This is a genomic window from Arthrobacter sp. EPSL27 (assembly GCF_001512305.1).
Classification (GTDB): Bacteria; Actinomycetota; Actinomycetes; order Actinomycetales; family Micrococcaceae; genus Arthrobacter.
The window spans coordinates 207663-228989 of the sequence record NZ_LNUT01000003.1; the positions used below are offsets into that span (position 1 = coordinate 207663).

Genomic DNA, 21327 nt, shown 5'->3' on the forward strand with positions numbered 1-21327 from the left:
GACCAACGATTTCACAGATTCCTGACACACCACTGGGAGCAGCCGGCGCCCCATCCCCACCGCACCGCCGCCGTCGGGCAGTATCTGGGGCAGCAGGCGGTGGCGCAAACACAAACGCGGGGCCACTTCGCGCCCATGTCCGCGGGGCGGATGGGCGGAAAGTGACCCCGCGTTGGAGGTGTGGAACGTTAGTGCGTGTGCGGAACGTAGCGCTTGATGGAGGCTTCGAGCTCGGCCTCGGCGGCGGCGCGGTCGCCCCAGCCCTCGGCCTTGACCCACTTGCCCGGCTCCAGGTCCTTGTAACGGGTGAAGAAGTGCTCGATTTCCTTGATCAGGAATTCGCTGACGTCGCTGATCTCATTGATGTGGTCGAAGCGCGCGTCGGCCGGAACACACAGCACCTTGGCGTCTCCGCCGCCGTCGTCGGTCATGTTGAACACGCCGATGGGGCGGGATTCGACGATGACGCCGGGGTGCAGGTCGAAGTCCTGCAGCAGCACCAGGGCGTCCAGCGGATCGCCGTCCTCACCCAGGGTGTTCTCGAAGAAACCGTAGTGCGTCGGGTACTGCATGGAGGTGAACAGGACGCGGTCCAGGCGGACGCGGCCCGTTTCGTGGTCGACTTCGTACTTGACGCGGGATCCCTTAGGGATCTCGATGGTCACGTCGTGCTTCATGGACTGCTCCTTGACGAATTCAGGGGGTTCGCGGCACCCGTGACATCCACCAAAAGGAGGGCCGGGGCCGCCGACTACTATTGAGGATATAGCGAGAGGCCCTGGTTTCAGGAACTAGTGGGGACATTTCAGGACTAAAGGACCAGCAGCAGCATGAAACGCAGAACCAGCCGCGCAGGCACGGAACCGGCCGCCGGGCCGCTGCGGCGGAGCCTCCCGCTGCTGCTCCAGACCCTGCTGGTCGCCGCGCTCGCCCTTCCCGCAGGTTTTGCCGTGGCACCTGCCTTCCTGGGACCCCGGACCCCCGCCAGCGCGGCACAGACCGTCCCGCCCTGGCACCAGGTCCCCGGCGCCCTTACCCCGTACGGGACCGGCGGCGACGGGACAGGCGACGGCGTCGAACCGCTCTCCGCCACCGCCCCGGTCCCCGTCCCGGCCACCCTCGCGGCCCGGCTGGACGAGACCCTGAAGACCGACGGCGCCGGCAGCTTCACCGGCGTCGTGCAGGACGCCGCCACCGGGGAGGTCCTTTTCGACCGTTCCGGCGACGCGGCCCGGGTCCCCGCCTCCAACATGAAACTGCTCACGGCGGCAGCGGCGCTGAGCACCTTGGGCCCGGAACACCGCTTCAGCACCAGTGCCGTGGCCGGCGCCGCCCCCGGTTCCGTGGTCCTCACCGGCGGCGGCGACGTGCTGCTGGGCGCCGGCGAATCCGTCCCCGGTGCGGTCTTGGGCCATGCCGGGCTGGCCAGCCTGGCGCAGGCCACCATCCGCGCCCTGCAGGACGACGGCGTCTCCGTCCCCGTGACGGTCCTGCTGGATGACTCCCTCTTCACCGGCCCCGCCCTGAACCCGGCCTGGAGCCTTGAAGACGTCGCCGCCGGCGAGATGGCACCGCTGTTCCCGCTCGCCCTGAATTCGGCCCGCTACGATCCCGCCCAGACCACCGGGCCCCGCCCGCAGGACGCCGCGATGACCGCCGCCGAGGCGTTCTCGGCCCAGCTCGCGGCGGCCGCCGCCACGGCCGGACTGACGGTGGCGCCGGGCGTCACGCGGGTTCCCGCCGAAACGGCCGGCGCCGGAACGGAGACAGGCGCCCCGCGGGTCCTGGCCGAGGTCCAGTCCGCCACCGTCGGCCAGCAGGTGGACCTGATGCTGCGCACCTCCGACAACTACCTCACGGAAGTGATCGGCCGCCTCGCCGCCGTCGCGGACGGCAAGCCCGGCAGCAACGACGGCGCAATCGCGGTGGTGCGGCAGCAACTCCAGGCGCTGGGAATTGTTGACCTGGAGATCCCGTCCGCCACGATGCGCACGGCCGACGTGTCCGGGCTGGCGCTGGCCAACCAGGTCTCCGCCCGGCAGCTCGCCGACGTGGTGCGGGCCATCACCTCGGGCCCGGACACCCGGCTGCGGGCCGCACTGCCGGGATTCCCGGTGGCCGGGCTGACCGGAACCCTGGGGGACCGCTACCTCGACGCGGCCTCAGCCCGCGGCGCGGGACTGGTCCGGGCCAAGACCGGCACCCTGAACACCGTGATTTCCCTCAGCGGCTACGTAGTGGACGCCGACGGCCGGCTCCTGGTGTTTTCCTTTATTGGCAACGGCCTGACCCCGAGTGCGGCGAACAAGGCCGCGCTGGACCGCACCGCCTCCGTCCTCGCCGCCTGCGGCTGCCGCTGACGGGACCAGCGGGCGTGGCCGGTGGCGCTAGGCCTGCCGGCGTTCGCCGCCCGGCGAATTTAAGGCGCAATGCCGGGCCGCTGTGATCTGATGGGACCTATGGAGCCCTCAGCCCGCGAGACATCAGCCCAAGCCCAAGCCCTCATCAACTGGGAGCTCGCAGCTTCCACCGCCGCGCGCCTTACGCCGGCCGGGCCCACCCTGGGCGCGGCAGAGATCGGCGCCGCCGTGGACAACCTGCGGCTCATGGCGGACATTTCCGTCCCGCACGTTCACGACATCACCGGGCTGGAAGCCGCCCGCGACCTGCGGGACTCCTCGGTCCTGGTGGTGGACCGCGCCTCCTGGTCCAAGGCCAACACCCAGAGCTTCGCCGTGATGCTCCAGCCGGCCATGGAGAAAATGCTGGAGGGCCGCCGCGGCACCGTGAACCCCGGCGCGGCCAGCGTCAGCGGCGCCATCACGGGCAGCCAGCTCGGCGCAATCCTGGCGTTCCTCTCCAGCAAGGTCCTGGGCCAGTACGATCCCTTCTCCGCGCTCGCCGAGAACTCCACCGCCCCCGCCGCCGGGCGCCTGCTGCTCGTGGCGCCGAACATCATCTCCGTGGAACGTGAAATCAACGTCGAACCCGAAGACTTCCGGCTCTGGGTCTGCCTGCACGAGCAGACCCACAGGGTCCAGTTCGCCGCAGCGCCCTGGCTGCGGCACCACATGCTGGACGAGATCGAAAACCTCAGCGGACAGCTCCTCGGCAACGTCGACTCCCTCATGGAGCGGGCCTCCGCCGCCGCGAAATCCCTGAGGGACCGCACCGGCTCCGGCGCCGCGCCCAGCCGCGGCGCCATCATCGACCTCCTGCAGAACCCCGAGGAAAAGGCGGCCATCTCGCGGCTCACCGCCCTGATGAGCCTGCTCGAGGGGCACGCCAACGTGGTGATGGACGCCGTCGACGCCAGCATCGTCCCGTCCGTCAAGACCATCCGGCAGCGCTTCAACTCCCGCGCCAAGGACCGCGGCGTGGTTGAGAAGTTCATCCGCAACCTGCTCGGGCTGGACGCCAAGATGCGCCAGTACAGCGACGGCTCCAAGTTTGTCCGCGAAGTGGTGGACGTGGCCGGCATGGAGGGCTTCAACAAGGTCTGGGAGTCCGCGGACCACCTGCCGAGCGAGGCCGAGATCCACAACTCCAAACTCTGGCTTGAACGGATGGGGCACTAGCTCCCGTGACGTCTTCCCCCGCCTCCAGCGGACAGTCCAGCGGACGACGCCGGCCCGGCAGGCTGGCACCCGTCGTTGGCACTGCGCGCAAGATGCTGCAGGACGCGCTGGCCGGAGCCGGCTATCCGGAGCGGGTCCTGGTGGCCTGCAGCGGCGGTCCCGACTCGCTGGCGCTCGCCGCCGTCGCCGCCTACTTCGCCCGCCGCGGGCACGTGGACGGCCGGCCCGTCTCCGTGGGCGCCGTGGTGGTGGACCACCAGCTCCAGCCCGGCTCCGCCGAGGTCGCCGCCGCCACCGCCGTCACTCTGCAGGAACTCGGGCTCTCGCCCGTGCAGGTCCGCACGGTGGACGTTGCCGCCACGGGGATGGGCCCGGAAGCGGCAGCCCGGGACGCCCGGCACGCCGCCCTGGAAGCCGCCGCCGACGACACCGGCGCCGGCGCCATCCTGCTCGGCCACACCCTGGACGACCAGGCCGAACAGGTGCTGCTGGGGCTGGCCCGCGGCTCGGGTACCCGCTCCCTGGCCGGAATGCGGCCCGTCCGGGGCCGCCTGCTGCGTCCGTTCCTGGGCCTGCGGCGAGCCGACACCCTGGCCATCTGCGACGCCGAGGACCTGGTTCCCTGGCACGACCCCAGCAACACCGATCCCTCATTTGCGCGGTCCCGCACCCGGGTGGAGGTGCTGCCCATGCTGGAAGAAAAACTGGGCCCCGGCGTTGCCGAGTCCCTGGCCCGCACCGCCGCCATCCTGCAACTGGACGCCGACTACCTCGACGATGTGGCGAACCGCACCTACCTTTCGCTGCGGGACCAGGACGGCGACGCCGTCAGCCTTCCGGAGGAAGCCTTGCGGGACCTGGCGCCGGCCGTGAGGTTCCGTGTCATCGCCAAGGCCGCGGCCGCGGTCGGAGGCCAGCAGCCCAGCTACCAGCGCCTGCTGGCGGCGGAAGCACTGCTCCGCCGGCAGGGGTCGGCCGGTCCCGTGGAACTCCCCGGCGGGGTCAGCGCCTACCGGATCCCGCTCGCGCAGCTCTTCGCCGAGGGGCAGTCCGGCGCCGACGGGGTTCCCCGTGAAGCGGCCCGCTGTGGGAAGCTAGTATTCCGGCCTCAAAAACCGTCCAACATATAGTTGCCCCCGCATCTACACAGGAGTTATTGGTGGATTCAAACGACGTCCAGGCAGATCTCAAGCACGTTCTGTACACCAAGGAGCAGATCCAGTCACGGATCACCGAACTAGCCGCGGAGATCGACAAGGACTACGAAGGCCGCGACCTGCTGATCGTCGGCGTGCTCAAGGGCGCTGTTATGGTCATGGCCGACCTCGCCCGTGCGCTGCACAGCCACGTGTCCATGGACTGGATGGCCGTCTCGTCCTACGGCTCCGGTACGCAGTCCTCCGGCGTGGTCCGCATCCTCAAGGACCTCGACACCGACCTCATGGGCAAGGATGTGCTGATCGTCGAGGACATTATCGACTCCGGCCTGACCCTGTCCTGGCTCAAGACCAACCTCGAATCCCGCGGCACCGCGTCGGTGGAAATCTGCACCGCGTTCCGCAAGCCCACGGCCGCGAAGGTCCAGATCGACGTCAAGTACGTCGGCTACGACATCCCCAACGAGTTCGTGGTGGGCTACGGCCTGGACTACGCCGAGAAGTACCGCAACCTGGACTTCGTCGGCACCCTGGCGCCGCACGTCTACGAGTAACCGGCCGCCGATCCCGGCAGAACAGCGCCCGGCAAACAGCCCAAGGCAGGACCGGCCCGGGCGGGGCGGGCCCCGGCCTGCCCAGCCGGCCCCGGCGCGCTACGCCCTCAGGGAACTTTTGCGCTACATCGTGCGTGACTTTACTGCGACGGTGTATAGCTAGAACCTGACGCAGCACCACACGCGCGCAGATCGGTCGCCGTGCAGCACTACCAGGAGGGACGGGGCCTGCCCCGAACAGATGAAAGCTAAGAGTTTCTTCAAGGGCCCGGGCATCTGGATTGTCGTTGTCATCGGCATGCTCCTGCTGGCCTTTGCCACCCTCACCCCGGGCGGCTCGACCCGGATCGACACCGACAAGGGTCTCGCGCTGCTGACCGACGGCGGCAAGGTTGAACAGGCCAAGATCTTCGATGCGGAAAACCGCGTGGACCTGGTCCTGAAGGAAAACCTGCAGGTTGACGGCCAGGACAAGGGCAAGAACATCCAGTTCTACTACGTCAACGCCCGCGCCGACGATGTGGTCAAGGCCGTCACCGACTCCCGGCCGCCCAGCGGCTACACCGACCAGCCGGTCGAGAACAACTGGTTCGCCGGGCTGTTCTCCCTCCTGATCCCGGTCCTCCTCCTGGGTGTCCTCTTCTGGTTCCTGCTCTCCCGGATGCAGGGCGGCGGCTCCAAGGTCATGCAGTTCGGCAAGTCCAAGGCCAAGATGGTCAGCAAGGACATGCCGCAGGTCACGTTCAGCGACGTCGCCGGCGCGGACGAGGCCGTCGAGGAACTCGAAGAAATCAAGGAATTCCTCCAGGAACCCGCTAAGTTCCAGGCCGTCGGGGCCAAGATCCCCAAGGGTGTGCTGCTGTACGGCCCTCCCGGCACCGGCAAGACCCTCCTGGCCCGCGCCGTGGCCGGCGAAGCCGGCGTCCCCTTCTTCTCCATCTCCGGTTCCGACTTCGTGGAAATGTTCGTCGGCGTCGGCGCCTCCCGCGTCCGCGACCTGTTCGAGCAGGCCAAGGCCAACTCGCCCGCCATCATCTTCGTCGACGAGATCGACGCCGTCGGCCGCCACCGCGGCGCCGGCATCGGCGGCGGCAACGACGAACGCGAGCAGACCCTCAACCAGCTGCTGGTTGAAATGGACGGCTTCGACGTCAAGACCAACGTCATCCTGATCGCCGCCACCAACCGTCCCGACGTCCTCGACCCCGCGCTGCTGCGCCCGGGCCGCTTCGACCGGCAGATCGGCGTCGAGGCCCCCGACCTGATCGGCCGCGACCAGATCCTCAAGGTCCATGCCAAGGGCAAGCCGATGGCCCCCGACGTCGACCTGAAGGCCGTGGCGAAGAAGACCCCCGGCTACACCGGTGCGGACCTCGCCAACGTCCTCAACGAGGCCGCCCTCCTGACCGCGCGCTCCAACGCGAACCTGATCGACGACCGCGCGCTCGACGAAGCCATTGACCGCGTCATGGCCGGGCCGCAGAAGCGCAGCCGCGTCATGAAGGAACACGAACGCAAAGTCACCGCCTACCACGAGGGCGGACACGCCCTGGTGGCCGCGGCGCTGCGCAACTCGGCACCGGTCACCAAGATCACCATCCTGCCCCGCGGCCGCGCCCTGGGCTACACCATGGTGGTCCCGGAGAACGACAAGTACTCCGTCACCCGCAACGAACTGCTCGACCAGATGGCCTACGCCATGGGCGGGCGCGTCGCCGAGGAACTGGTATTCCATGACCCGTCCACCGGTGCGTCCAACGACATCGAAAAGGCCACCGGGATCGCGCGCAAGATGGTCACCGAGTTCGGCATGAGCGAACGGGTCGGCGCCGTCCGGCTCGGCCAGGGCGGCGGGGAGCCGTTCCTGGGCCGCGACGCCGGCCACGAGCGGAACTACTCCGACCAGATCGCCTACATCGTCGACGAGGAAGTGCGCCGTCTCATCGAGGGCGCCCACGACGAGGCCTACGCGATCCTGACCGAAAACCGCGACGTCCTGGACCAGCTGGCCCTTGAGCTGCTGGAACGCGAAACGCTGAACCAGGCGGAGATCGCGCAGGTCTTCACCAACATCCGCAAGCGCGATTTCCGCGAGATCTGGCTCTCCAAGGAGACCCGCCCCATCCAGAACGTGGGTCCGGTGGAATCGCGCCAGGAGAAGGCCGAACGCGAAGCGCAGGAAGAAGCCAAGGAAGCACGCCTCGAAGAGCCGCTGGACACGTTCCCGCCGCACGCGCAGGGCGTTCCCGGGCAGGAGCCGTTCCAGGGCGGTGTAACCGATCTCGGGCCTGACGGCCATCCCGGCTAGGCTTCTTTCGTGACTTCTTTCTTCAATGACGACGACGACGCTCCCGCCGGCCAGGCCCTGACGGCGGGAGGGCCGGTCCCCGGCGCCACCCCCGTGGACCAGGCCCGGATCGAGGCCGCCGTCCGCGAGATCCTGCTGGCCATCGGCGAGGACCCGGACCGCGGCGGCCTCCTGGACACCCCCAAGCGGGTGGCCAAGGCGTACACCGAGATGTTCGCCGGCCTCCACCACGACCCCGCCGAAATCCTCGCCACCACCTTCGACCTGGACCACGAGGAACTGGTCCTGGTCAAGGACATCCCGTTCTACTCCACCTGCGAGCACCACCTGGTGCCGTTCCACGGGATGGCCCACGTTGGCTACATTCCCTCGCACGACGGCAAGGTCACCGGGCTGAGCAAACTGGCACGGCTGGTGGACATGTTCGCCCGCCGGCCCCAGGTGCAGGAACGCCTCACCACCCAGATCGTCGAAGCCCTCGTCACCCACCTCCAGCCGCGCGGCGCAATTGTCGTCGTCGAATGCGAACACCTCTGCATGTCCATGCGCGGCATCCGCAAGCCCGGCGCCAAGACCGTCACCAGCGCGGTCCGCGGGCAACTCCATGACCCGGCCACCCGCGCCGAAGCCATGAGCCTCATCATCGGAAGGTAAGAACACAGACTATGGACTCCCTCGCCGCCGCCCCGGGCACCGGACCCGCGACCTCGCCCCTGCCCGTGCTGCGCAAGGCACGCCCGGCCGCCAAGTTCGCCGATCTCCCCACGGACCGCACGCTGGTCATGGGGATCCTCAACGTCACCCCGGACTCCTTCAGCGACGGCGGCCAGCATGCCACGGCGGACACGGCCATCGCCGCCGGCCTGCGGATGTTCTACGCCGGAGCGGACATTATCGACGTCGGCGGCGAATCCACCCGCCCGGGCGCGGCGGAAGTCAGCGTCGAGGAAGAGCAGCGGCGGGTCCTGCCGGTCATCGAGGCGCTGGTGAAGGCCGGCGCCCTGGTCAGCATCGACACGACGCACGCCGCCACCGCCGCTGCGGCCCTGGACGCCGGCGCCGCGATCATCAACGACGTCTCCGGACTGACCATCGAACCGGAAATGGCCGAACTCGTGGCCCGCAGCAAGGCCCCCTACATCCTCACGCACCGCCGCGGCAACGCCAGCACCATGGACTCCCTGGCCGAGTACGGGAACGTCGCGGACGAGGTGGCCGCCGAACTCGCCGGTGTCCGCGACAAGCTCTACGCCGCCGGCGCCGCCCCGGAACAGATCATCGTGGACCCGGGCCTGGGCTTCTCCAAGAACGAGGAGCACAACTGGGAGCTCCTTCGGCGCCTCGACGTGCTCCAGGCCATGGGCCACAGGGTGCTGGTGGCCGCCTCCCGCAAACGCTTCCTCGGCAGCCTCCTGACCGTGGCGGGCAAGGCCGCGCCGCCCGCCGAACGTGACGCGGCCACCGCCGCCGTGACCGCCATCAGCGCCTCCCAAGGCGTCTGGGCGGTCCGCGTGCACGACGTCGGGTCCAGCCTTGATGCCGTCAAGGTCGCCGCCCGCATGGCTCCAGCCGCCGCCGGCCACAGCTGAACCGCCCCCGCCCATGGACCAGATCACGCTGAGCGGCGTCACCGCCGTCGGCCATCACGGAGTATTCGATTTCGAACGGCGCAACGGTCAGCCGTTCGTCGTCGACGCCGTCCTGCACCTGGACTTCAGCCGCGCCGCCGCCTCCGACGACGTGCTGGACACCGCGCACTACGGTGAAGTGGCCGAATGCATCCGCGGCTGGATCACGGGGGAGCCGCTGAACCTGATTGAAGCACTGGCCGTGCGGATCGCCGAGGACGTGCTGCAGAAATTTCCCGTCGCCGCCGTGGACATCACCGTGCACAAACCAAAGGCCCCCATCGAGGTCGAGTTCGGCGACGTCTCCGTCAGCGTCCGCCGGGCCCGGCAGGGACAGTCATGAACTACACCCGGTCCATCCTGGCCCTCGGCAGCAACCTGGGGGAGCGCAGCGACACGCTCTCCGCGGCCGTCGCGGACCTCGTCGACCCGCCCGAGGTCCGCCTCCTGGCGATCTCGCCGATTGTGCACACCAAAGCCGTCGGCGGCCCGGCCGGCCAGCCCGACTTCCTCAACATGGTGATCGCCGTCGAGACCTCGCTGACGCCCCGTGAACTGCTGGCGCACTGCCACGCCGTGGAGCAGAAGCACCTCCGGGTCCGCGAGGTGCACTGGGGGCCGCGCACCCTCGACGTCGACATCATCACCTACGGGGACGTGGCCAGCTCCGACCCGGAACTGACCCTTCCCCACCCGCGGGCAGCCCAGCGGGCGTTCGTCCTGTACCCGTGGTCGCTGATCGACCCCGCCGCCGAGCTGGACGGTGAGCGCGTCGGCGACCTCGCCGCCCGGGCGGACGACTTTGCCGATCTGGTCCCCTTTGACGGGTTCGAGAACCTCCACGGCGTGGCCGAGGCGGCGGAATGATGAAGCTGACCAGCCCCTGGGTGCTGCTGGCGATCAGCGGGGCCGTCGGGGTGCTCGGCTGGCTCGCCGCCGTGCTGGCTACCCGCTACAGCCTCAACACCCCGGTGCTGCCGCTCAACGGGCTCATCACGATGGGCATCATCGTGGTGCTCACGCTCATCCTGGGTCTCAGGGTGCGCCGCTGGCGCAACGGCGACAAGAAGAAAATGCTCAACCCCATCCTTGCGGCCTGGACCCTGGTCCTCGCCCAGGCCTGCGCCTACACGGGCAGCGTGCTGCTCGGTTGGCACGCCGGGATCTTCCTTGACCAGCTGCAGCTTTGGAACCTGCGCAGCGACCAGACCCTCGCCTGGACGGCCCTGGCCATGGCCGGCGGCGGCCTGGTGATGGTGGGCGTCGGCCTGATGGTGGAGCGGTTCTGCCGGATACCCCCCGAGGACGGCGACGGCGAGGCGGCCCCGGGGCGGCCGGAGCCACGCAAGCCCAAGTCGGAAGGCGAGTATGCGTACCGAGGCGATTGATCCTCCGGGCATCACGTGGCTGCGCGTCTCACCCAAGTACGTCACGGTGCGGGTGGTGGGCTGGGCGGTGGCCACCGTGCTGGTCGTGGCGCTGCTGTGCCTGCCGCTGATCCTGGTCCTGGGCGGCTGGTGGAAGTCCTACCCGCTCTGGCTGGCCGTGGCCCTTCCGGCCGCCATGCTGGTCCTGTCCCTGTGGCGGCTGGTGCTCATTCCCCGCCAGGTGCGGGCCATCGGCTACGCCGAGCGGGAGGACGATCTGCTCATCCGCCGCGGCATCTTCTTCCAGCGCACGCTGGTGGTCCCGTACGGCCGCATGCAGTATGTGGACATCGGCGCCGGGCCGGTGGAACGCGGCCTGGGGCTGTGCACCCTGAAACTGCACACGGCCTCCGCCGGGACCAACGCGGAAATCCCGGGCCTGCCCGCCGCGGAAGGGGCCCGGCTCAGGGAGCAGCTCTCCGCCCGCGGCGAAGCCCGGCTGGCCGGACTGTGACGGATGCGCCGTGAGGCCGTCCAGTGAAGGCGTTCCGGTGAGCCCGGATGCCGTCCCGGAGGCAGCGCCCGGGCCCGTTCCGGGAGCCCCCGACGCCGCGTGGCTGCGCGTGCACCCCGCCTCGCCGTTCGTGCGCGGCTGGGTGGCGTTGGCCGCCATTGCCTTCTTTTTCTTCCGGGACACGTTCGAGCGCGTGCTCGCCGGCGGGCCCCTGGTCGACGAGCAGCTTGCCGGCCGGGCGCCGTGGCTGGTGCTGGGCGGCGGCGCGGTGCTGCTGCTCACCGTCCTCGGCTACGTCCTGAGCTGGTACTTCACCCGTTACCAGGTGGCAGACGGCTACGTCCGGCTGAACACGGGCTTCCTCTTCAGGCAGCAGCGTCAGGCCCGGCTGGACCGCGTGCAGGCCATTGACATTGTGCAGCCGCTGCTGGCCAGGATCTTCGGGCTGGCTGAGCTGAAGTTCGAGGTGGCCGACGCCGGGGAGTCGGCCGTGCGGCTCTCCTACCTCCGCATGGAGGAGGCCCGCCGGCTCCGGGCGGCGATCCTTGCCAGCGCCGCCGGGCTGGTCCCGGACCCCGAACGCGCCGGGGAGGCGCCTCCCGAGGCGCCCGAGCACGCCGTCCTGACAGTCCCGCCGCGGCGCCTCATCGGGTCCCTGGTGCTGAGCGAACAAAGCCTGGTCCTTGTCCTCGGCGGCGCGGTCTCCGTGGCACTGTCCGCCCTGACCGAGAACCGCAGCTTCTACCTCTTCCTGATCCCGGCCGTGCTGGGCATCGCGGCCGGCTACTGGAACTCCATCAACCGCGGCTACAACTTCACCGCCGCCATTTCCCCGGACGGCATCCGGCTGCGCTACGGGCTGCTCGACACACAGGCCCAGACCCTCCCGCCGGGCCGGATCCAGGCGCTGCGCATCAGCCAGCCGCCCCTCTGGCGTGCTTTCGGCTGGTACCGCATCCAGGTCAACGTGGCGGGCTACGGCGCGGCCGGAAGCGACGGCGAGGGCAGCTCCCGCACCACGCTCCTGCCGGTGGGGACCTTCCCCGACGTGCTCACCATGCTCTCCCTGGTCCTGCCCGATCCCGGCACCCCGGACCCGGTGGCCACCTTCCGCGCAGGCATCAGCGGCCTTGCCGGCCCGGCCGCGGCACCGGGACTTCGGGCGGCGCGAATCCCCGAGGCGGACGACGGCGGATTCGTCACCACCCCGCGGCGTGCCCGGCTCCTTGCCCCGCTGGGCTGGCGGCGCAACGGCTTCACCGCCACAGGCACCGCCCTGCTGATCCGCTCGGGCCGGTGGTGGCGCCACCTGGTGGTGGTTCCGCACCAGCGCACCCAGTCCATGGCTTTGGAGCAGGGGCCCCTGGCACGGCGCTTCCGCGTGGCGGACTTGGTGCTGCACACCACCGCCGGGCCGGTCACCCCGCGGCTGGTCCAAGCCGGGCTGGACGAAGGCCGTGCGCTGCTGGACGCGCAGGCGGCCCGGGCCCGCGCCGCGCGCAAACGCCAGACCAGCGAACACTGGCTGGCCCAGGTCCGGACGCTGGCCGCGGACCCCGGGTCCCCGGCGTTCCCCGCACCCCCGGCTGAGCCGGCCCGCCCCGAAGCACCCGTCCACCCCGAAGCACCCATCCATCCCGAAGCAATGGCCCGCCCCGAAACACCGGTCCATCCCGAAACACCCGACAGGCAGGAAAACCGCCCCCATGGCTAAACCAGGACGACTCGGCATCGGAATCGTCGGCGCAGGCAAAGTCGGCGCCGTCCTGGGGGCGGCGCTGCGCGGCGCGGAGCACGCCATCATCGGAGTTTCCGCGGTGTCGGACGCAAGCCGCGAACGCGCGGAGGCCCTGCTGCCCGGCGTCCCGGTCCTCGACGTGCAGGACATCGTCGAGCGCGCCGAACTGGTGCTCCTCGCCGTCCCCGACGATGCCCTCGGCCCGCTGGTCGAGGGGCTGGCGAAGCTGGGCGCCTGGCAGCCCGGACAGCTTGTGGCCCACACGTCCGGCCGCTTCGGCGTCGGAATCCTGCACCCCGCGCGCGCCGCGGGCGCCGTTCCGCTGGCCCTGCACCCGGCCATGACCTTCACCGGCATGAGCCTGGACCTCACCCGGCTGCTGGACTGCACCTTTGGCGTCACCGCCGACGCCGCGATGCTGCCCATCGCGCAGGCGCTGGTCGTGGAGATGGGGGCGGAGCCGGTGGTCATCGCCGAGGCGGACCGCACGCTCTACCACGCGGCCCTTGCCCACGGCTCCAACCACCTCGTCACCCTGGTGGCGCAGGCGTCGCAGCTGCTCCGGGAGGTGGGCGTCGAGGCCCCCGAACGTATGCTGGGCCCGCTGCTGCGCGCCACCCTGGAGAACGCCCTCGCCTCGGGTGAATCGGCCCTGACCGGCCCGGTGGCCCGCGGCGACATCGGCACCGTGGCCGCGCACGCCGAGTCGCTGCGGGAACAGGACGGCGGCTCCCGCGGCGATATTCTGGAGGCCTACCTGGCCATGGCCCGGGCCACGGCCCACCGGGCGGAACACCGCGGACTGCTCAAGCCCGAGCAGCTCAAGGACATCGAGCGGGCGCTCGAGGGCCCGGACCACAACTCCCCGCAACCTTAAGGAAGGCCCTGACTTTGGCGATCCAACTCGTGACCACCGCGGCCCGGCTCCGGACCGAAAGCGCCCGGCTGCTCAAAGAGAAGGGCGGCTCCTCCCAGGCCCTGGTGCCCACCATGGGCGCCCTGCATGAGGGGCATGCCGAACTCGCGCGCACCGCCGTCGGGCAGAACGACGTGGTGGTGGCCAGCATCTTCGTGAACCCCCTGCAGTTCGGCGAGGCCGTGGACCTGGAGCGCTACCCCCGCACGCTGGAGGCTGATCTGGCGCTGCTGGATGCGGCAGGGGTGGACCTGGTGTTCGCCCCGGACGTGGACGAGGTCTACCCGGGCGGGGAACCCCGGGTCCGGATCAGCGCCGGGCCGATGGCGGACAAGTGGGAGGGCGCGTCCCGGCCCGGACACTTCGACGGCGCCCTGACCGTGGTGGCCAAGTTGCTGCACTACGGGATGCCCGGCGCGGCCGCAGGCACCGGAGTGCCGGCGTACCGGGCGTACTTCGGCCAGAAGGATGCCCAGCAGCTGGCCCTCGTCCAGCGCATGGTGGCGGACCTGAACTTCCCGGTGGAGATTGTTCCGGTGCCCACCGTGCGTTCCGCGGACGGACTGGCGCTGTCCAGCCGTAACCGGTTCCTCTCCGCGGAGCAACGCGAGGCGGCGCTGGTCCTCTCGCGGGCGCTCCGGCTCATCGAGGAACGGGCCAACGCCCGGCAGCCGCTGGACCTCGATTCCGCCCGGGCGCTGGTCGAGTCCCAGCCGCTGGTGGACCTGGACTACTTCGAGGTGGTGGATCCCCGCACCCTTGAACCGCTCGCGGAGAACTGCCGCGAGACACCCTTCCGCGGCGAAGCCCTGGCGCTCATTGCGGCCAGGGTCGGCCCGGTGCGGCTGATCGACAACGTCCCGCTGGACTCCTGACCCCGGGGTAACCGCCCCCTTCAAGCAACGCGGGGTCACCTACGGCCCATAAAGAGGCCCTCCATGGACCGTAGCTGACCCCGCGTTGTTTTCCAGCGGAGGGAATTACCGCGGCGCCTCGCTGGTTGGCACCTGTTGTGTAGCGACGACGCTCGCCGTCCCCACTTCAAAAACTCCCCGAGGGAACCCCTATGTCTACAGACGTCTCTTCAAAGTCCCCCGGCGATCCCGCCCAGGCCGGGTCTGCCCAGGCCGCCGCCGGGGCGGCCGCGCCGCCGGCGAAGATGTCCCGGGAGTCGGTCACGGTCATCGCCACCCTGCTGGTGGCCACGTTCGTGGTGATCCTGAACGAAACCATCATGAACGTTGCGCTGCAGCGGCTGATGGTGGACCTCGGCGTCACGGCGCCCACCGTGCAGTGGCTGTCCACCGGATTCATGCTCACCATGGCGGTGGTGATCCCGACGACGGGCTTCATCCTGCAGCGGCTGACCACCCGCGCTGTCTTTATGCTGGCCATGGGCCTGTTCTCCGGCGGCACGCTGCTCGCGGCGCTGGCCCCGGGCTTCGAGGTCCTCCTCCTCGCCCGGATCGTCCAGGCCGGCGGCACGGCCATCATGCTGCCTCTGCTGATGACCACCATTCTGACGCTGGTCCCCGTGACCCGGCGCGGCTTTGTGATGGGCAACGTGAGCATCGCCATCTCGGTGGCGCCGGCCATGGGCCCCACTGTGTCCGGGCTGATCCTTGAGCACTTCTCCTGGCGCTTCCTGTTCGTTTTTGTCCTGCCCATCGCGGCGGCCGCCTTCGCCATCGGCGCCCGGTACCTGACCAACATCGGCGAAAAGGAAAAAACCCGGCTCGACGCCCTGTCCGTGGTGCTGACCGTTCCGGCGTTCGGCGGCATTGTCTACGGCCTGAGCCAGATCGGCGAGGGCGAGGGCGGCCCCGGTGCTCCCGCGGTGGCGGCCCTGGCCGTCGGCGCGATTTCCATGGTGGCGTTTGTCCTGCGCCAGCTGCGGCTGCAGAAGTCCGAGGCACCCCTGCTGGACCTGCGGGCCTTCACGTACCGGATGTTCACGGTCTCCGTCCTCCTCCTGGTGGTGGCCATGATCGCCCTGTTCGGCACCGTGATCCTCCTGCCGCTGTACCTTCAGGAGATCCGCGGCCTGACGTCCCTGGAGACGGGCCTGACCCTGCTCCCCGGCGGCCTCGCGATGGGGCTGCTGGGCCCCTTCATCGGGCGCCTTTTCGACAAGGTGGGCCCCCTTCCGCTGACGGTCACCGGCTCAGCCATGCTGGCGCTGGCCCTGTTCCAGTTCTCCCGGCTGGACGAGAGCACCCCCGTCGCCTGGATCGTCACGCTGCACGTGGGCCTCAGCCTGGGCCTGGCCCTGATCTTCACCCCGGCGTTCACCACCGGGCTGAACCCGCTGCCGCCGCACCTGTATTCGCACGGCTCCGCCATCATGAGCACGCTGCAGCAGGTGGCCGGCGCCGCCGGCACGGCGCTGCTCGTCTCGATCTACGCGGCCGTGGCCGCAGGCTCGGGAATGGTCGCGGGGATGCACGCCGCGTTCCTCACGGCCTCCGTCATCGCCGTCGCGGCCATCGTGCTGGCATCCCTGATGCGCAAAACAGCCGCGGTGGAGCAGCCGGCCGGTCCCGCACCCCACTGAGCATTAAACAAAACAACGAAACAAAGCAACGCGGGGTCAGTTGGCGCCCATCCCGGACCTCCGGATGGGCGGTAACTGACCCCGCGTTGTTTGCGGGGCGGCTAGCTGGCGAAGAACTCGCTGAGGGCGGAGATGAGCTTGTCCGGCGCCTTGTTGACGCCGTCGTGCCCCATGCCCGGCAGGATGGTGTAGCTCGAGCCGGAGAGCACCTCGTGGATCTGGGCGCAGGCCACGCCGAAGTAGGCCGGGCTCTTCTCGCCGACAATGATCAGCGTCTCCAGCGGCAGTTCCAGGAACGGCTCGGCCGGCATGTCGGCGGCGATAATCGCCTTGATTTCCCGGACGCCGGTGGTCATCAGCTCGCGCATCTGCTTGCCCAGCGGGGTGCCGGCGGACAGCTTGTTCGCCAGGGTCAGCATGGACAGCGGCATGCGGGACAGGGCGCTGCCCGTTTCCAGGCCCCGGAGCAGGACGGCGAGGGCGCGGTCGTCGTCCCCGGCCGCCGTCGCCTTCTCATAGTCCGTGGTCCAGTCCGCGGTGACGCTGTGGTTCACGGAGACGGCGGGGTCGTATACGGCCAGGCGCTCCACCGGGAGGGTGCGGGCGGCGTGCAGCGCCACGGCGCCGCCGAAGCTGTGCCCGAAAACGTCCGTGCTGGACGTGTGCTTCATGACCGCGTCCAGGTCCTTGATGTCCACGTCCAGGGTGTAGTCCTCCGGCTGCGGGGACGAGGAGCCGCGGCCGCGCCGGTTGAACGTGTGCACCGGGCGCCCCAGGGACGCGCTGAGTTTCTGGGCGAACCGGGTGTAGTCGGCGGCGGTCACCATGGAGGCCGCAACGACGACGACGCCGGAGCCCGCCGAGGCCAGCTCGGCACCCGTGCTGAAAAGCTCTATCGTTCCACCGTCGGGGGTTCTGATGTTCTCGCGGGTCATGCCCCGAGCCTAGCCGAGGCGGCAGCTACGGCGTAGTAGGAATCCGGGCGCCCGTGGGCGGTCAGCCGCCCAGCCGCCCGCCGGAGACCTCGAGGTAGCAGGAGCCGCACAGCGACTCGTACCAGACGTCCTGGCCGTCGATGGCGACCTGGTCGCCGTCGAACACCACCGCGTCGCCCGACCGGCGGGTGTTGAAGATGGCCTTGCGGCCGCAGCGGCAGATGGTCTTGAGCTCTTCGAGGGTGTGCGCGATCTCCAGCAGCCGCATCGAACCGGGGAACGCCCGGGTGCGGAAATCCGTGCGGATGCCGTAGGCCAGCACCGGAACGTTGTCCAGCACGGCGATCCGGAACAGGTCGTCCACCTGGGCCGGCTCAAGGAACTGCGCCTCATCCACCAGCAGGCACGCCACTGGCTGGGTGTCGACGTGTTCCAGCAGGGCATCGGGGTCATCCCCATGGGCCTGGGCCGTGAACAGGTCCCGGGCGGAGGCCCCCGCCGGGATCAGGAAATCCACCGAACGGGTCATGCCCAGGCGTGACACGACGTCCGCGTCGCCCTTGGTGTCCACGTCCGGCTTGGCCAGCAAGACCCGCTGGCCGCGTTCCTCATAGTTGAAGGCGGCCTGCAGGAGGCCCGTCGACTTGCCGGAGTTCATCGCGCCGTAGCGGAAGTAGAGCTTGGCCAAGGGGGTCCTTTCGAAAGGGTCGCCCACCGATTGTAAAGGCGCGCCCTTCAGCGGCCCAGCTTCAGCCGGTGCCTGCGCGCCGGGAGCGGGCGCAGGGTCCCTTCCCCGGCGAGGAGGAACCGGGCTGCGGCCCGGGGCAGCCGGATCCCGGGCCGGAGCGGGCTCTCGTGGAGCTGCCCCGGGAGGACCGCGAACTCGATGGACGGGACAGCGGCGGCGAGCTGCCGGCCGGTTTCGGCGAAGTGCTCGGGACTCCACCCGCCGCTCAGCATCAGCGTGGGGGTGGTCACGGACGCAAAGTCGGCGAGGTCGGCGTCGGCGTCCAGCACGGCCCGCATCTCCGCGACGGCGGTGGGCAGCAGCTCACGCATTTCGGCGCCGACGCTGGTGCGCGCCGAGACGATGCTGAGCATCCGCAGCGCGCCCAGCGGAAGTTTGGACACGGGCCCGGCCGTCTCAAGGCCCTGGACCAGGTGCGCCCAGGCCTCATCGAGCTGGCCCGCGGCCACCGAACGCTCCAGCTCGGGCCGCCAGCGCCGGGTGAGGTTGCCGGAGAGGGACACGGCCGCGTCGTAGGTCACCATCCGGCGGATCGGCACCGTCCGGGCCGCCTGCAGGGCCACAAAGCCGCCATAACTGTGGGCCACCACGTCGGTCGACCCTGTTTCCCGCAGCACGGCGGCGAGGTCACTGACCTCCGCGGCCGCCGAATAGCCGGCCGGCTGCGGGGAGGACCCGGCCCGTCCGCGCCGGTTGTAGCAGTGCACCGGGCGGTTCAGGAGGCGGCTGATCTTCCGCGCAAACGGGCGGTACAGCGCGTCGGTGACCAGGGTTCCATGCACGACGCGATCCCGGGCGCCTCCGCTGCCCGCGCCCGGGGCGGGGACTGTGGCGGTGCAGTGTCACGGGCAGGGCCGGCCGCCGGGCCAGCAGCAGGGCGGAAGGAGTGCAGCTCCAGGTGCCCCTCGCCGTCGTCGGTGCTGATGGTCCGCGTCTCCACAGCCTTGAGTCTATTCCGCCGCGCCAGGTTCCTGGTGCCGGGTTCGTGGGAGTCAGGGCGGGCGGGACCTGCCCCGGGGGAATCCCCGGTAAACTTGGGGATTGTGACTTCCCAAAACACCTCCGCCCCGCACACCGCCGCCGACTCCCACGACGCCAGCGAACAGACGCGCATCCGCATGGAAAAGCGCGCCAAGCTGATCGAGCGCGGCGTCGAGGCGTATCCGGTGGGTGTTGAACGCACACACTCCCTCAGCGAAATCCGCGAAAAGTACGCGCACCTGCAGGCTGACGAAACCACCGGCGCCGTCGTCGGCGTGACCGGCCGCATCGTCTTCATCCGCAACACCGGCAAGCTGTGCTTCGCCACCCTCCAGGAGGGCGGTGTCGACGGCAAGGCCGTCCGGCTCCAGGTCATGCTCAGCCTGGCCAACGTCGGCGAGGAAGCGCTCGCCGACTGGAAGGCTTTGGTGGACCTGGGCGACCACGTCTTCATCAAGGGCGAGGTCATCTCCTCCCGCCGCGGTGAACTGTCCGTCATGGCCGAGTCCTGGTCCATGGCGTCCAAGGCGCTGCGGCCGCTGCCGGTGCTGCATGCCGGGCTCAATGAGGAGACCCGCGTCCGCCAGCGCTACGTGGACCTGATCGTCCGCGACGAAGCCCGCGAAATGGTGTACACCCGCGCCGCCATCACACGGTCCATCCGCGAGACCCTGCACCGCCAGGGCTACGTGGAGGTGGAGACCCCCATGCTGCAGCTGGTCCACGGCGGCGCCACGGCCCGCCCCTTCGAGACGCACATGAACGCGTTTGACCAGAAGATGACCCTGCGGATCGCCACCGAGCTGTACCTCAAGCGCACCGTCGTCGGCGGCATCGACCGTGTCTACGACATGGGCCGCGTTTTCCGCAATGAGGGCGTGGACTCCACGCACAGCCCGGAATTCACCACCCTGGAAAGCTATGAGGCCTGGGCCGACCAGTTCGTGATGGCCGACCGGATCAAGGAGATCATCCTCGACGCTGCGGACGCAGCCGGCGTGGGCCGCGTGCTGCAGACCGAAGCCGGGGAGATCAACCTCGACGGCGACTGGGCCTGGATGGCGGTTTACCCGGGCCTGTCCGACTTTGTGGGCCAGGAAGTCACACCGGACACCCCCGCCGAGGAGCTGCTGGCGCTGGCCGCCAAGCACGAGGTGAAGGTGGACGCCGGCTGGGACGCCGAGAAGCTTGCGGTGGAACTCTTCGGCGAGCTCGTGGAGCCGACCCTGCTGAACCCCACCTTCGTCTACGACTACCCGCCCTCCGCGCAGCCGCTGGCGCGCCAGCACCGCGAGGACGGCCGGCTGATCGAGGCCTGGGACCTGATCATTGGCGGTATGGAGCGGGGCACGGCGTTCTCCGAACTTATTGACCCGGTGATCCAGCGTGAGCGGCTCACCGAGCAGTCCCGGCGCTCCGCCGCGGGCGACGTCGAGGCCATGCAGCTGGACGAGGACTTCCTCCGTGCCCTCGAATACGGCGCCCCGCCCATGGGCGGGATCGGCTTGGGCATCGACCGGCTGGTCATGCTGTTCACCGGCGCCGGCATCCGCGAAACCATCCTCTTCCCGCTGCTGAAGCCCGAGGGGCACTGACCATGGAGTACATCGCGGTATTGCTGCCCTCCGTCGTGGTGGGCCTGATCTTCTGGTTCGCCATGAAATCGATATTCAACGCCGACAAATCGGAGCGCCAGGCCGAGGCGCGCGCCCAGGCGGAAGCCGAAGGAAATGCCCCCGCGGCGGAAACTCCCCGCCGCGACGGCCATTCCAACGGCCAGAACTAATAGCGGACTATTCCGCCTTGGGTTTTCCTTTGGAAACTCTTTTTCGCTTTGACTCGTTGCCATAAAGCAGAGGATACTTTTAACCAGATACATCCTGCTTTTCCCAAAAAACTCATCCATTTGGAAAGAGAGTCTTTAATGGCACAGAAAGTAAAAATCATCCTCGTCGATGATCTGGATGGGGGAACCGCGGACGAGACCGTCCGGTTCGGCCTTGACGGCGTCAGCTACGAAATCGACCTGTCATCGGGGAACGCAGCGGAACTCCGCTCCGCCGTCGAGCGTTTTGTCGCCCACGCGCGCAAGACGTCCAGCGGCCGCGCGACGCGCACCAAGATTTCCTCCGGCCGGAATCAGGACTCCGCCCAGATCCGGCAGTGGGCCCGCGATAACGGGTACGCAGTAAACAGCCGCGGCCGCATTCAGGCCGAAATTCAGGAAGCCTACCAAAAGGCCAATTCCTAGCCTGCGCGCCAGGAGTGCCGCGTCCGGGACGCGGCCCCCGAACGCAATGACACTCAATGCCCCCGCTGCCCGGCGGGGGCATTGTCATGGGCGCCTGG

22 protein-coding genes are annotated in these 21327 nt (G+C 69.4%); 18 read left to right on the top strand and 4 right to left on the bottom strand.

The features are described from left to right. Positions 1–188: 188 nt before the first annotated feature. Positions 189–677, bottom strand: a complete 489-nt coding sequence (locus tag AR539_RS03025; RefSeq protein WP_066432436.1) for an inorganic diphosphatase — start codon at positions 675–677, stop codon at positions 189–191. A 153-nt stretch (positions 678–830) separates the two neighbouring features. On the opposite strand from AR539_RS03025, the gene dacB reads away from it, so the two are divergent. From dacB to AR539_RS03100, 15 genes are all read left to right on the top strand, one after another. Continuing rightward, the gene (gene dacB / locus AR539_RS03030; RefSeq protein WP_066432438.1) at positions 831–2360 is read left to right on the top strand and encodes a D-alanyl-D-alanine carboxypeptidase/D-alanyl-D-alanine endopeptidase; all 1530 of its coding nucleotides are present in this window, start codon (positions 831–833) and stop codon (positions 2358–2360) included. A gap of 99 nt (positions 2361–2459) precedes the next feature. After that, positions 2460–3578, top strand: coding sequence for a zinc-dependent metalloprotease (locus AR539_RS03035; RefSeq protein WP_066432440.1), 1119 nt, complete (start codon positions 2460–2462; stop codon positions 3576–3578). A gap of 92 nt (positions 3579–3670) precedes the next feature. Next, positions 3671–4708, top strand: a complete 1038-nt coding sequence (tilS, locus tag AR539_RS03040; RefSeq protein ID WP_197410558.1) for a tRNA lysidine(34) synthetase TilS — start codon at positions 3671–3673, stop codon at positions 4706–4708. 29 nt (positions 4709–4737) lie between these two features. Further along, positions 4738–5289 carry a hypoxanthine phosphoribosyltransferase gene (gene hpt / locus AR539_RS03045; RefSeq protein WP_066432441.1) on the top strand — a complete coding sequence of 184 codons (552 nt, stop codon included), beginning with the start codon at positions 4738–4740 and terminating at the stop codon, positions 5287–5289. Positions 5290–5530: 241 nt separating this feature from the next. Then, positions 5531–7597, top strand: coding sequence for an ATP-dependent zinc metalloprotease FtsH (gene ftsH / locus AR539_RS03050; protein ID WP_066432442.1), 2067 nt, complete (start codon positions 5531–5533; stop codon positions 7595–7597). A 57-nt stretch (positions 7598–7654) separates the two neighbouring features. After that, positions 7655–8251 (top strand): GTP cyclohydrolase I FolE, encoded by a 597-nt coding sequence (gene folE, locus AR539_RS03055; protein WP_066433082.1) that lies wholly within the window; start codon positions 7655–7657, stop codon positions 8249–8251. Positions 8252–8262: 11 nt separating this feature from the next. Continuing rightward, a complete protein-coding gene (gene folP, locus AR539_RS03060; RefSeq protein WP_066432443.1) occupies positions 8263–9186 on the top strand; it encodes a dihydropteroate synthase in 924 nt (307 codons plus the stop codon). Between the two features lie 13 nt (positions 9187–9199). After that, complete coding sequence (gene folB, locus AR539_RS03065) at positions 9200–9568, top strand: dihydroneopterin aldolase (RefSeq protein ID WP_066432445.1); 369 nt, start codon at positions 9200–9202, stop codon at positions 9566–9568. Next, positions 9565–10092 carry a 2-amino-4-hydroxy-6-hydroxymethyldihydropteridine diphosphokinase gene (folK, locus tag AR539_RS03070; protein WP_066432448.1) on the top strand — a complete coding sequence of 176 codons (528 nt, stop codon included), beginning with the start codon at positions 9565–9567 and terminating at the stop codon, positions 10090–10092. Before folB ends, folK begins: the two co-directional genes overlap by 4 nt. Then, positions 10092–10613, top strand: a complete 522-nt coding sequence (locus AR539_RS03075) for a DUF3180 domain-containing protein (protein ID WP_066432451.1) — start codon at positions 10092–10094, stop codon at positions 10611–10613. The genes folK and AR539_RS03075 overlap by 1 nt, the downstream gene beginning before the upstream one ends. Then, positions 10594–11106 carry a PH domain-containing protein gene (locus AR539_RS03080; RefSeq protein WP_066432454.1) on the top strand — a complete coding sequence of 171 codons (513 nt, stop codon included), beginning with the start codon at positions 10594–10596 and terminating at the stop codon, positions 11104–11106. Before AR539_RS03075 ends, AR539_RS03080 begins: the two co-directional genes overlap by 20 nt. A 37-nt stretch (positions 11107–11143) precedes the next feature. Next, entirely contained in the window at positions 11144–12820 is a 1677-nt protein-coding gene (locus tag AR539_RS03085; protein ID WP_066432456.1) for a PH domain-containing protein, read from the top strand. Continuing rightward, the gene (locus AR539_RS03090) at positions 12813–13721 is read left to right on the top strand and encodes a Rossmann-like and DUF2520 domain-containing protein (protein WP_066432458.1); all 909 of its coding nucleotides are present in this window, start codon (positions 12813–12815) and stop codon (positions 13719–13721) included. Before AR539_RS03085 ends, AR539_RS03090 begins: the two co-directional genes overlap by 8 nt. 14 nt (positions 13722–13735) lie before the next feature. After that, positions 13736–14635 (top strand): pantoate--beta-alanine ligase, encoded by a 900-nt coding sequence (gene panC, locus AR539_RS03095; protein WP_066432460.1) that lies wholly within the window; start codon positions 13736–13738, stop codon positions 14633–14635. Positions 14636–14826: 191 nt separating this feature from the next. After that, positions 14827–16314, top strand: a complete 1488-nt coding sequence (locus tag AR539_RS03100) for an MDR family MFS transporter (RefSeq protein WP_066432461.1) — start codon at positions 14827–14829, stop codon at positions 16312–16314. Positions 16315–16415: 101 nt separating this feature from the next. On the opposite strand, the gene AR539_RS03105 is transcribed toward AR539_RS03100, so the two are convergent. From AR539_RS03105 to AR539_RS03115, 3 genes are all read right to left on the bottom strand, one after another. Beyond that, positions 16416–17249, bottom strand: a complete 834-nt coding sequence (locus tag AR539_RS03105; protein WP_066432462.1) for an alpha/beta fold hydrolase — start codon at positions 17247–17249, stop codon at positions 16416–16418. 61 nt (positions 17250–17310) lie between these two features. Then, complete coding sequence (locus AR539_RS03110; protein WP_066432466.1) at positions 17311–17937, bottom strand: thymidine kinase; 627 nt, start codon at positions 17935–17937, stop codon at positions 17311–17313. A 47-nt stretch (positions 17938–17984) separates the two neighbouring features. After that, positions 17985–18779 (bottom strand): alpha/beta fold hydrolase, encoded by a 795-nt coding sequence (locus tag AR539_RS03115; protein WP_231728468.1) that lies wholly within the window; start codon positions 18777–18779, stop codon positions 17985–17987. Between the two features lie 261 nt (positions 18780–19040). On the opposite strand from AR539_RS03115, the gene lysS reads away from it, so the two are divergent. From lysS to AR539_RS03130, 3 genes are all read left to right on the top strand, one after another. Next, positions 19041–20573 carry a lysine--tRNA ligase gene (gene lysS, locus AR539_RS03120; protein ID WP_066433085.1) on the top strand — a complete coding sequence of 511 codons (1533 nt, stop codon included), beginning with the start codon at positions 19041–19043 and terminating at the stop codon, positions 20571–20573. A 2-nt stretch (positions 20574–20575) separates the two neighbouring features. Then, a complete protein-coding gene (locus tag AR539_RS03125; protein ID WP_066432467.1) occupies positions 20576–20764 on the top strand; it encodes a hypothetical protein in 189 nt (62 codons plus the stop codon). 138 nt (positions 20765–20902) lie between these two features. Further along, positions 20903–21229 (top strand): histone-like nucleoid-structuring protein Lsr2, encoded by a 327-nt coding sequence (locus AR539_RS03130; RefSeq protein WP_066432468.1) that lies wholly within the window; start codon positions 20903–20905, stop codon positions 21227–21229. The last annotated feature ends 98 nt before the right edge of the window (positions 21230–21327 follow it).

Coding starts and splice junctions, on each gene's coding strand:
- AR539_RS03130 (WP_066432468.1), top strand. CDS start 20,903: ATGGCACAGAAAGTAAAAATCATCCTCGTCGATGATCTGGATGGGGGA.
- AR539_RS03025 (WP_066432436.1), bottom strand. CDS start 677: ATGAAGCACGACGTGACCATCGAGATCCCTAAGGGATCCCGCGTCAAG.
- tilS (WP_197410558.1), top strand. CDS start 3,671: ATGCTGCAGGACGCGCTGGCCGGAGCCGGCTATCCGGAGCGGGTCCTG.
- AR539_RS03035 (WP_066432440.1), top strand. CDS start 2,460: ATGGAGCCCTCAGCCCGCGAGACATCAGCCCAAGCCCAAGCCCTCATC.
- AR539_RS03090 (WP_066432458.1), top strand. CDS start 12,813: ATGGCTAAACCAGGACGACTCGGCATCGGAATCGTCGGCGCAGGCAAA.
- AR539_RS03125 (WP_066432467.1), top strand. CDS start 20,576: ATGGAGTACATCGCGGTATTGCTGCCCTCCGTCGTGGTGGGCCTGATC.
- AR539_RS03075 (WP_066432451.1), top strand. CDS start 10,092: ATGAAGCTGACCAGCCCCTGGGTGCTGCTGGCGATCAGCGGGGCCGTC.
- folB (WP_066432445.1), top strand. CDS start 9,200: ATGGACCAGATCACGCTGAGCGGCGTCACCGCCGTCGGCCATCACGGA.
- AR539_RS03100 (WP_066432461.1), top strand. CDS start 14,827: ATGTCTACAGACGTCTCTTCAAAGTCCCCCGGCGATCCCGCCCAGGCC.
- AR539_RS03080 (WP_066432454.1), top strand. CDS start 10,594: ATGCGTACCGAGGCGATTGATCCTCCGGGCATCACGTGGCTGCGCGTC.
- dacB (WP_066432438.1), top strand. CDS start 831: ATGAAACGCAGAACCAGCCGCGCAGGCACGGAACCGGCCGCCGGGCCG.
- folP (WP_066432443.1), top strand. CDS start 8,263: ATGGACTCCCTCGCCGCCGCCCCGGGCACCGGACCCGCGACCTCGCCC.
- AR539_RS03105 (WP_066432462.1), bottom strand. CDS start 17,249: ATGACCCGCGAGAACATCAGAACCCCCGACGGTGGAACGATAGAGCTT.
- folK (WP_066432448.1), top strand. CDS start 9,565: ATGAACTACACCCGGTCCATCCTGGCCCTCGGCAGCAACCTGGGGGAG.
- ftsH (WP_066432442.1), top strand. CDS start 5,531: ATGAAAGCTAAGAGTTTCTTCAAGGGCCCGGGCATCTGGATTGTCGTT.